This window comes from Sphingomonas populi (assembly GCF_004208535.1).
Lineage (GTDB): Bacteria > Pseudomonadota > Alphaproteobacteria > Sphingomonadales > Sphingomonadaceae > Sphingomonas > Sphingomonas populi.
Genome location: NZ_SGIS01000041.1, coordinates 20,496 through 30,641, shown reverse-complemented (window position 1 = coordinate 30,641; position 10,146 = coordinate 20,496). Strand labels below are relative to the sequence as shown.

General features: G+C 66.7%; 7 protein-coding genes and 3 pseudogenes. 4 read left to right on the top strand and 6 right to left on the bottom strand.

From position 1 onward, the window contains the following. Nucleotides 1-105: pseudogene (locus tag EWE75_RS20125) on the top strand (IS5/IS1182 family transposase); the annotation flags it as partial. A gap of 132 nt (nt 106-237) precedes the next feature. On the opposite strand, the gene EWE75_RS20120 reads toward EWE75_RS20125, so the two are convergent. The 6 genes and pseudogenes from EWE75_RS20120 to EWE75_RS26305 form a co-directional block, all read right to left on the bottom strand. After that, nucleotides 238-933 (bottom strand): GNAT family N-acetyltransferase, encoded by a 696-nt coding sequence (locus EWE75_RS20120; protein WP_231708477.1) that lies wholly within the window; start codon nt 931-933, stop codon nt 238-240. After that, the gene (gene ribA, locus EWE75_RS20115) at nt 908-1,969 is read right to left on the bottom strand and encodes a GTP cyclohydrolase II (protein WP_130159890.1); all 1,062 of its coding nucleotides are present in this window, start codon (nt 1,967-1,969) and stop codon (nt 908-910) included. The genes EWE75_RS20120 and ribA overlap by 26 nt, the downstream gene beginning before the upstream one ends. Beyond that, entirely contained in the window at nt 1,966-2,781 is an 816-nt protein-coding gene (locus tag EWE75_RS20110; RefSeq protein ID WP_427915803.1) for an exodeoxyribonuclease III, read from the bottom strand. Before EWE75_RS20110 ends, ribA begins: the two co-directional genes overlap by 4 nt. Nucleotides 2,782-3,076: 295 nt before the next feature. Then, nucleotides 3,077-3,685: a LolA family protein gene (locus EWE75_RS20105; RefSeq protein ID WP_130159889.1), complete on the bottom strand. Its 609-nt coding sequence runs from the start codon at nt 3,683-3,685 to the stop codon at nt 3,077-3,079. A gap of 114 nt (nt 3,686-3,799) precedes the next feature. Continuing rightward, nucleotides 3,800-5,299 (bottom strand): annotated as a pseudogene (locus EWE75_RS26310) (DNA translocase FtsK); the annotation flags it as partial. Nucleotides 5,300-5,689: 390 nt separating this feature from the next. Next, nucleotides 5,690-6,112: pseudogene (locus EWE75_RS26305) on the bottom strand (DNA translocase FtsK 4TM domain-containing protein); the annotation flags it as partial. Between the two features lie 225 nt (nt 6,113-6,337). Here EWE75_RS26305 and dacB point away from each other — a divergent pair. The 3 genes from dacB (at nt 6,338) to EWE75_RS20085 (ending at nt 10,141) form a co-directional block, all read left to right on the top strand. After that, nucleotides 6,338-7,765, top strand: coding sequence for a D-alanyl-D-alanine carboxypeptidase/D-alanyl-D-alanine endopeptidase (dacB, locus tag EWE75_RS20095; RefSeq protein WP_130159887.1), 1,428 nt, complete (start codon nt 6,338-6,340; stop codon nt 7,763-7,765). A 70-nt stretch (nt 7,766-7,835) separates the two neighbouring features. Then, nucleotides 7,836-9,023: a GGDEF domain-containing protein gene (locus tag EWE75_RS20090; protein ID WP_130159886.1), complete on the top strand. Its 1,188-nt coding sequence runs from the start codon at nt 7,836-7,838 to the stop codon at nt 9,021-9,023. A gap of 296 nt (nt 9,024-9,319) precedes the next feature. Continuing rightward, the gene (locus EWE75_RS20085) at nt 9,320-10,141 is read left to right on the top strand and encodes a sulfite exporter TauE/SafE family protein (RefSeq protein WP_427915802.1); all 822 of its coding nucleotides are present in this window, start codon (nt 9,320-9,322) and stop codon (nt 10,139-10,141) included. Nucleotides 10,142-10,146 lie beyond the last annotated feature (5 nt).

Here is a 10,146-nt window from a genome sequence, read left to right as displayed (position 1 = left end):
GCCAAACTCAAGCAGTTCCGACGGGTGGCAACCCGATACGACAAGCTGCTCGCCAACTTCATGGGCTTCGTCAAACTCGCAGCCATCGCTATATGGCTGAGATAGTTAAATCGTCACCACGCCCTAGGGTTGTATGAGAGAAAGCGGAACGACGGCAAGTGGGCGCTTCCTGCCGATCGGAATCGCGAACGATCGGGCTTCGGCACACGTTCAGGTCAGGTGGAAGGCCCGATCAATCTACAGGTCGCAAACCTTTTGGACGATTCCTTCGGGCGTGCGGTAGGTACGGAATCCCATAGCATTATAGTATTTCAGGCCGGATGGATTGTCGGCCCCGATGTAGGCGTCGATTTTTTCTAGACCCGCCTGACGTGCGGCTTCCCGCGTTGCTGAAAACAGGAGCTTACCAACGCCCTGTCGATGGACCTTCGGGCTGATATGGGTTCCAATAATGCCCCATCCTTCCGGTGTATCATACGGGTTGCCTGCGACGGCCTTCTTCAAAGACTGAAAGCCAACGATATTCCCTGATCCGTCGACGGCAACGGTGCAGCGTATGCTTGTAGAATCGGCAATGTAGCGGCCCATTACAAAACTAGCGTCGTGCGGCCGCTGGCGGCCGGTATGTTCGATAATCTCTCGAAGCACCTGCCCCATTCCCTCAGCATCATCCGCCGACGCGGTTCGCGTTTCCATTTGCTGTCCCCCAAAGAGAGGCGCCGAAATGCAGCGACCATCGCCCGACTGCAAGCGAGCGACCTGACATTCCCGATTGGCTGCTGTTTCAGGAATGTCTGGGTTTGGGCGGCTGCGGCATGGCGGCTTCATGCCGGCGACGATCGCCAACGCGAACGTCGCGGTCTGGGCGCTTTTGCCTTCCCCCGGTTCCGATGGGAAAGGGAACGCCTCAGAACTGATGCCCTGTCCGGTCACGCTTGGTCGCCAGATAGCGTTCGTTGTGTGGGTTGGCGGGCAGTACGTGCGGCACGCGCTGGGTTACGGTGATGCCTGCCGCCTCGAGTTGCGCGACCTTCTCCGGGTTGTTGGTGAGCAGCCGCACCGCATCCTGCCCGAGCAAAGCCAGCATCCGCGCCGCCACCGCGAAATTGCGCGAATCGATCGCGAAGCCGAGCCTCGTGTTGGCGTCGACCGTGTCGAAGCCCTGATCCTGCAGCGCATAGGCGCGCAGCTTGTTGATGAGGCCGATGCCGCGCCCCTCCTGCCGCAGATACAGCAAGATACCCCAGCCGCTCGCCGTGATCGCCGCGATCGCCGCGTCGAGCTGCGGGCCGCAATCGCATTTGAGGCTGCCGAGCACGTCGCCGGTCAGGCATTCGCTGTGCAGCCGCACCAGCGGCGGCGTGCCATCGGGCGTGCCGATCAGCAGCGCGACATGCTCGCCGGGCATTTCAGGCGTGCGGAACGCGTAGATTTCGGCGTGTTCGGCGCCGGCGACCGGCAGGCGCGCGTGGGTGGCGATGGTGAGGCGCGCGGCGTCCTCATGCGCGCCAATATCGGCGGGGGTGATCGTCAGCGCGGCCGATCCGCCCGGCAATGCGAAGAACGCCGGCAGCATCCCGCCGATTCGCGCCAGCGCGAGCGCCGCGCCCGCCGCCGCAGTCTCGGCGAGCGGGGTCGCGTAGAACGGACCCATCAGTGGATTCTGGAGATCGAATTGCGGATCGGCGAGCGCGGTCGCGGCGGCGAAGTCGAGCCAGCGCGTGCGGTCGATCAGCACCGGCGCGTCGGGCACGGCGGCGTCGCGCTGGTTGGCGAGCTTGAGCGTCACCGCGCGGCCCGCGCTGAGCAGCACCGGCGCCACCCCGGCGGGGTCGAACGCGGCGAGCCGGGCGGGATCGGCGGTTTCGATCGGCAGCAGCGCGAGGGCACCATCGGCGCCGTCGATCGCGATCGGCCAGCCGCGCCGCAGCGCGTCGATCGCCAGCGCGGTCAGTCGTGCGTCGCTCATGCGGTGAATTCGGTCATGATCGGTACGTGATCCGAGGGTTTGAGCCAGCTCCGGCAGCCTTCGAAAACGGTATGCGACACCGCCTTGGCGGCCACCTCGGCGGTCGCCCACATATGGTCGAGCCGGCGCCCGCGATCGTTGACGGTGAAATCGGGCGAGCGATAGCTCCACCACGTATGCAGCCGCGCCGGGGCGGGGTGGAAATGCCGGCCCAGATCGACCCAGGTGTTGGACGCCTTGAGCCGGTCGAGCGCCTCGACCTCGATCGGTGTATGGCTGACGACGCCGAGCAACTGCTTGTGCCCCCACACGTCCGACGGCAGCGGCGCGATGTTGAAATCGCCGACCAGCAAGGTGGGGGCGGTGAGGCTTTTCGACCAGGCGGTCATGCGCTCGACGAAATCGAGCTTCTGGCCGAACTTGGGGTTCACCTCCCGATCCGGCACGTCGCCACCCGCCGGGACATAGACGTTCTCGATTCGCATACCGTTTGCCAGCCGCACGCCGATATGGCGCGCCTCGCGATTCGCCTGCCAATCGAGTCGGTCGTCCTCGACCAGCGGGACACGGCTGAGAATCGCGACGCCGTGATGCATGCGCTGGCCGTGCAGCATGATGTGTTTGTAGCCGAGCGCCTTGAACGCGGCGGCGGGGAAATCGCCGTCGATCACCTTGGTTTCCTGCAGGCACAGGATGTCGGGCGAAACCTCGCGCAGGAACTGCTCGACGATCTCGATGCGGAACCGCACCGAGTTGATGTTCCAGGAGACGATTTTCAGCGTGTCGGCGTTGGGCGAAGGCATTGCGGGCATGTAGCCATCGCCGCGACGCTACGCCAGCGCGGTTGTTTACAGGGGCGCATAACGACCGGCGGGGTGTGAAACGGAAAGGCCCTCGCTCCGGGGGCATGGAGCGAGGGCCGACCGGCGTTCGTCACGCAGGCGGGGAGCGGAGCTTCGAGCAACAGGGGGAAATCTCGAAGTCCCCGCAACCGCAAGACCGATCTAGGCCCGCGAACCTGTCGCCACTATGAACGAACCGGCCAGAATCGGATGACATAGCCGTTATTATGTTTCTCTACGGAAACATTGCGTTGCGCGGGGAAGCTCAGCCCTTCGGCGATTTGGGGCGCGGATCGTTCCAGCGGAACATGCCGTCATCGACGGGGGCGTTGAAGCGAAGGTTAGACAGGCGGATCGTGGTGCGGTTGCTCTGCGAATCGAGCGCGACCCAGCCTTCCATCCGCAACCCCGCCGGCGCGGTGGCATCGCGGGTGAAGACCAGATTGATCCGGCCATATTCGGGATGTTTGGGGTCCGTCGCGTCGATCGAGACGATGCGCGGATCGCCGCTATCGACGACATGCGCGATGCTGCCGATATCGCGATCGGGGTTGAGCAGCACGCCGAGCGGGGTCGAGCCGATCGGCCAGCGCTGCACCTGCTTCACCGAATAATCGATGAAGGTCAGCGCCTTGCCGTCGCCCACGATCAGGATCGGCACGCCCTTCTGATATTGGAAGCGGATCTTGCCGGGCTGCTTGAGCGTCAGCGTGCCGGTCAACACCTTGCCGTTGCGGTCGGTCTGGGTGAACGCGCCGGTCATCGTCTGGATGCTGCGCAGATGCTTCTGGACAAGCGCGAGATCCTGGTTGGCAGGCGCGGCGGCAACGAGGGCGGGGGCCGCGAGCAGCGCCCAGGCCGGAGAACGGATCATGTGAAAACTCCCGAAATCTGCGCGCGAGACCTAGGCGGCGCGGCTTGAACCCGCTCTTAACGCTTTCCAGCGCCTTTGGCCCCGGCCCGAGTCCGGGAGCGCGTCGTCCGTCCCCTAAACCGGATTGCCCTCGCGGTCGCGCAGCACTTCGCGGCGGCCGACATGGTCGGGGCGGCCGACGATGCCGTCCTTCTCCATCCGCTCGATCAGCCGTGCCGCCGAATTGTAGCCGATGCGAAGCTGGCGTTGCAGCCACGAGGTCGAGGCCTTCTGGCTTTCGCACACCAACTGGATGGCGCTTCGATATTGCTGGTCTTCCGCCGAATCCTCGCCAGCGGGCGCGCCGTCCATCGCGAAGCTTTCCTCGGGTTCTTCCGTCACCGACTGGATGTAATCGGGCCGGCCCTGCGAGCGCCAGTGATCGGCGACCGCGTGGACCTCGTCGTCGGACACGAACGGGCCGTGGACGCGGACGATGCCCTTGCCGCCGGGCATATAGAGCATGTCGCCCTTGCCGAGCAGTTGCTCGGCGCCCTGTTCGCCGAGGATGGTGCGCGAATCGATCTTCGAAGTGACGTGGAAGCTGATTCGCGTCGGCAGGTTGGCCTTGATGACGCCGGTGATGACGTCGACCGATGGGCGCTGCGTCGCCATGATGAGGTGGATGCCCGCCGCGCGCGCTTTCTGCGCGAGCCGCTGGATGAGGAATTCGACCTCCTTGCCCGCCGTCATCATCAAGTCCGCCAACTCGTCCACGATCACCACGATCTGCGGCAGGATCTGATAGTCGAGCGTCTCCTCCTCGTAGATCGGCGCGCCGGTATCGGGGTGGTAGCCGGTCTGCACCTTGCGGCCGAGCGGCTGCCCCTTGGCCTTGGCGGCGCGGACCTTGTCGTTGAAGCTGGCAAGGCTGCGCACGCCGACCGACGACATCTGCCGGTAGCGGTCCTCCATCTGCTCGACCGCCCATTTGAGTGCGCGCACCGCCTTGGCGGGATCGGTCACCACCGGCGAGAGCAGATGCGGGATGTCGTCGTACATGCTCAGTTCGAGCATCTTGGGATCGATCATGATCATCCGGCACTGGTCGGGCCGCAGCCGGTACAGCAGCGACAGGATCATGCTGTTTAAGCCCACCGACTTGCCCGAGCCGGTGGTGCCCGCGACGAGCAGATGCGGCATTGGTGCCAAGTTGGCGATGACCGGATCGCCGGCGATGTTCTTGCCGAGCACCAAGGGCAGCGAGCCCGGCTCGTCCTCGATCGCGTCGATCAGCTCACGCAGGCCGACCATCTCGCGGCGCGCGTTGGGGAGTTCGATGCCGATCACGGTGCGCCCCGGAATCGTCGCGACACGCGCGGAAATCGCCGACATGTTGCGCGCGATATCGTCGGCGAGCTGGATGACGCGATTGGCCTTGATGCCCGGCGCGGGTTCGAGCTCGTACATCGTTACGACCGGGCCGGGCCGGACGTTGACGATCGATCCCTTCACATGGAAATCGTCGAGCACCGATTCGAGCAGCCGGGCATTGCGCTCGAGCGCGGCCTTGTCGATCGGCCCGCCGACCGAGGCGGGGGCGGGATTGAGCAAGTCGATCGAGGGCAGTTGCGAACTGTCGCCGAGATCGAACGAGGTCTGCTGCGCGCGCGGCCGCGGTGCGGCGACGCTGGCCATCGTGCGGTCGCTGATGACCGGGGCTGGGCGGTCGTCGGGCAGCGCGACCGGGCGCGGCACGGTGATGCGCGGCGCGTCGGGCGTGCGCGGGGTGGCGGGTTCGCGATCGTCCTCGACCAGCCCGCCCTGCTCACGCAGATCGGCGAGCGCCTTGATCCGGCGCGGGATGCTCGCGCCGTCGAGGCCGACGACGAAGCTCGACGCCCAGCAGGCGAGCCCGGCCAGCCCGATCAGCGCGCCCAGTCCGCGTGCGGTCCACAGCATCGCCTGTTGATCGGGGATGAAGCCGAGCGCGAAGCGAAGCGAATCGGCGATCGCCAGCCCGGCGAGGCCGCCCCAGCCCGCCGGCAGCCACAGCACCGCCGTGGCCGAGATCAACGCGAGCGTCGTCCCCATCAGCACCACGCCCGCGGTGGCGAGCAGCAACATCAGCCGCCACCGCCCGACCGGCACGTCGCGCCACAGCCTGAGCGCGATCAGCATCAGCACCGGCAGCATCAGCACCACGATCGGCCCGAACAGGAACAGCATGAGGTCGCTGGACCACGCACCCACCGGCCCGAGCCAGTTGCGCGCCGGACCGGCCGAGGCGGTGTTGAACGACGGATCGCCCGAATGGTAGCTCGCCAGCGCGATGACGAACGCGACGACACCGATCAGGATCGCCAGCGCGCCAATCACCCGGCTGCTGCGCACTGCACCAGCCTTCACCGTCTCACGCCATAGCGGCGGCTGCACGCGGCTCGCCATGCTTCGAAGTTCCCTGAATGTGCGCTGTTGGTTCCACCGCGATCATCGCGCGGGACGAGTCTCGCGTCAAGATTGGCGGCGGTCGGGCCGCTGGCAGAGTACGCGCGACATGCCCTTTCTTGTTCTCCCGCGCACGCGGGAGAACAAGAAAGGGCGAGGAGGCTCGCGTCGATCACCGGGCGGCTGTGCGTTGCGGATGCGGCCGCGGTCGCTACGCTGCCGCGTATGAAGCGTGCGCTGTCTCTGTGTCTCGTCCTTGCAGCCCCTGCCGCCGCACAGGCGCCGGGCGGACCGATCGCGGCTGCGCTCGCCACCGCGCCGGCGGGGACTCGCTTCGGGTTGCTCGTCATGGATGCGGACGGGCGCGAACTGGTCGCGGTGCATCCCGATGACCGCTTCATGCCTGCCTCGAACACCAAGATCTTCACCACCGCCACGGCGTACGCGACGCTCGGCGACCTGACCCAGCCTGATACCGAAGGCGGTGCGAGCGTGCGGATCGACGGGCGTGACGTGGTGCTGACCGGGCACGGCGACGCGCGGCTGTCGAGCGCGGCCGATTGCACGGTCGATTGCCTCGCCACGCTCGCCGATGCGGTGGCGGCGAAGACGCGCAGCGTGCGCGACGTGATCGGCGATGATAGCGGGTTCCCGGACCTGCGCTGGAGCCCGGGGATGAGCTGGAACAACATCGCCACGCGCTCCGGCACCGGCATCTCGGCGCTGACGCTCGACGATAACGAACTGCCGGTCACGGTGATACCTGCCGCCACGATCGGCGCGTCGCCGGGCATCGCGGTCGCGCCCTATTACACGGTCGAGAATGCCGCGATGACGGTGGCGGGCGGCGCGACGGCGGTCGGTTTCGATCGCGCGCCGAACGGGCGGGCGCTGCGGATCACCGGCACCATCGCGGTTGGCGCCAAGCCGCTGCGCGAGCGGATCGGCATCGACGATCCCGCTGAGTATGCGGCATGGACCTTCCGCACCCTGCTGCGTGCGCGCGGCGTGAACGTGACGGGGCGAACATTGGTGCGGCATCGCCCGCCCGGCCCCGCCGACGATCCCGCGCGGCGTGGTGGCGCGCCCGCCGCGCATCCGCCCGAGCCGCCGGTGCTGGCGCGGGCCGTGCCGCCGCCGCTCGCCGGGGATGTGCGGATCACCAACAAGCTCAGCCAGAATCTCCACGCCGAACTGCTGCTGCGGCGGATCGGGCGGGTGCGGGGCAGCGGCTCGATCGCCGATGGGCAGGCGGAGGTGCGGCGCGTGCTGGCCGAGGCGGGGGTGCCGCGCGCGGCGGTCGATCTCTCCGACGGGTCGGGCATGTCGACCTACAACCGCGTCAGCCCGCGCGGGGTGGTCACGCTGCTGCGCTGGATCGCGCGCCAGCCCTGGGGTGCTGCGTGGCGCGAAACGTTGCCGGTCGGCGGAGTCGATGGCACGCTGGCGCGGCGGTTCGCGGGCACGCCGCTCGACCACAGGCTGTTCGCCAAGACCGGCAGCCTCAACGCGACATCGGCGCTGTCGGGCTGGCTGATCGCGAAGAGCGGGCGCACGCTCACCTTCGCGCTGTTCGCCAACGACATCCCCGATGGCGCGAGCGCCACGCCAGCGATCGATGCCGCGCTGGAGGCGGTGGCGGCGGCGAATTGAAAACGATTCGTTAACCAACTATGGTTAGCAATCGGTGCGGGGCTAGGGGCATGACGGCGGCAGTTTGACGATGGACAGTCCATTCGCTTTCCTGCTGCCCGCCTATATGGCGATCTTTACGATCGTGTTCGGTCTCGTATGGCGCTGGTATCGGCGCAGTGCCTTCTGGTGGGCGTTCGGGTTCCTGTGGGGTGCGATCGGCTTTGCGATGCCCCTGTTGCCGCAAAGCGTGCAGAACGACCCGCTCGGATATCTCGCGGCGGACGGCTGCTTCGTGCTGTCGTTCCTTGGGTATAGCCAGGGCCTGCTCCACCACATCGGCAAGCCGCATCGTCATCGTATCGTGCGGCTGGCGATCGCCACGGCGACGATGGCGGTGTGCGGCTATGCGATTTACGGGGCGGAGAGCACGCCGCTCCAATATGTCACGTCGGACGTCAGTTGCGGGCTGTTGCTGCTGCCGGTGCTGATCGCGATGCGCCGCCACCTCACGCTGCGGATCGATCGCGTGCTGTTCGCGATCACCGCTTTGGTCGCGCTCGAAACCGCCGGGCGCGGGGTGTTCGTCACGCTCGTGCTGCTGGCCGGGCATCCCGAATATCTGCGCACGATCTACGGGTTCGAGATGCAGTCGGTCGCGGCGATCCTCGGCATGGTGTGGGGGCTGGCCGCGCTGGCGGCGATCCTGCTCGACGTGGTCGCGGGCTATGCGCGCGACGCGATCACCGATCCGCTGTCGGGGCTGCTCAACCGGCGCGGCTTCGAACAGGCGCTGGCGGCGGTGCCACCGCAGGGCTGCATGATCATCGGCGACATCGACCATTTCAAGCGAGTCAACGATCGCTTCGGCCATCTTGCCGGTGACGGCGTGATCGCCGGGCTGGGCGCGATCATCGCCACCGCGCTGCCGCCCGGTGGCAGCGCGGCGCGCACCGGCGGCGAGGAGTTCGCGATCTTCCTGCCCGATGCGAGTGCCGCCGAGGGCACACGGCTCGCGACGTCGATCCGCCAGCATTTCGCCGCCGCCGACTGGCGCGAGATCGGCGTCGCCACGCCGCTGACCGCGAGCTTCGGCGTCGCCGCGATCGAGGCCGGAGATCGCGCGTTCCAGGACCTCACCGCGCGCGCCGACGCGGCGCTGTACGCCGCCAAGGATGCGGGACGGAACCGGATCGTCACGCACGAACCGCAAACCGGCGTGCGTTTCATGCCCGAAACGGGCTTTCCGCTACTGCTGCGCGCCGCTGCGGCGGGCTGAGCAGCCCACACCCCGATATCCCGGCAGCCGGTTCGAGTCGTGCCATGTGGGGCGGCCTGCGCGCTCGTCTGTGCCGAATCCGCCACAGCCGCCGCGCGATCCGCGCGTTTTCTTGGCAGGCAACGATATTGAGTTGACTTTAATGCTGCGACGCAAAACAAAGCCGTACCGGGAAAAACTCTTGCCGCTGGGTATTCCCGGTGGCGGGTTGCTTTGGTTGATTCGTTATACTGGGGCGCAGCGCGAAAGACGCGCGAACGATCGATAAGGGGGGTTGTTTTTCGATGACGGTGGAAATGACGGCGTGGCTTATCCCGCTGATGGCGTTGCTGGTGGCGGGGCTCGCCGCTGGTTTCACGGCGGGGATATTCGGGGTTGGCGGGGGCTTCATCGTCGTACCCGCACTGGTGTACCTGCTGCCGCTGCTCGGCGGTGATAAATCGCAATATGCACATGTCGCGATCGGCACGTCGGCGGCGACGATCATCGTCACCTCGATCCGCTCGTTCCGCTCACACGCGAAGCGCGGCGCGGTCGATATGGAAGTGATCAAGACGTGGGCGCCGTGGCTGGTGCTGGGGGACGCGATCGGCGTCGTGCTGGCGGACCATGTCGACGGGCATATCCTGCTGCTGATCTTTGCGATCGGCGTGCTGCTGATGTCGGTCAACTTCCTCGTCCCCAAGCTCAGCAATTACGTCATTTCCGACACGATGCCTGGCCTCGCGCCGCGCGTCGCGATCGCTGGCGGGCTGGGCACCTTCTCCTCCCTGCTCGGGATCGGCGGCGGCAGCATCGCCATCATGGTGATGACGCTGTGCGGCCGCTCGATCCACAAGGCGATCGCGACCGCCGCCGGCATCGGCGTGCTGATCGCGATTCCGACCGCGATCGGCTTCGCGATCACGGGCTTCGGTGAAAAGGGGCTGCCGTGGGGATCGCTCGGCTACGTCAATCTGCCGGCGACGCTGGCAATCGCCTCGATGTCGATCCTGACCGCACCTTACGGCGTCGCGGTCGCGCACAATCTGCCGGCGGCACCGCTCAAGAAGGTGTTCGGCCTGTATCTCGTCGTGATCTCGATGACGATGTTCATGAAGGCGCTGCATCTGCGCTGAACCGC

Excerpts from the sequence above, each read along its gene's own strand:
- EWE75_RS20110 (WP_427915803.1), bottom strand. The coding sequence starts at position 2,781 with ATGCCCGCAATGCCTTCGCCCAACGCCGACACGCTGAAAATCGTCTCC.
- EWE75_RS20090 (WP_130159886.1), top strand. The coding sequence starts at position 7,836 with ATGGACAGTCCATTCGCTTTCCTGCTGCCCGCCTATATGGCGATCTTT.
- dacB (WP_130159887.1), top strand. The coding sequence starts at position 6,338 with ATGAAGCGTGCGCTGTCTCTGTGTCTCGTCCTTGCAGCCCCTGCCGCC.
- ribA (WP_130159890.1), bottom strand. The coding sequence starts at position 1,969 with ATGAGCGACGCACGACTGACCGCGCTGGCGATCGACGCGCTGCGGCGC.
- EWE75_RS20085 (WP_427915802.1), top strand. The coding sequence starts at position 9,320 with ATGACGGCGTGGCTTATCCCGCTGATGGCGTTGCTGGTGGCGGGGCTC.
- EWE75_RS20105 (WP_130159889.1), bottom strand. The coding sequence starts at position 3,685 with ATGATCCGTTCTCCGGCCTGGGCGCTGCTCGCGGCCCCCGCCCTCGTT.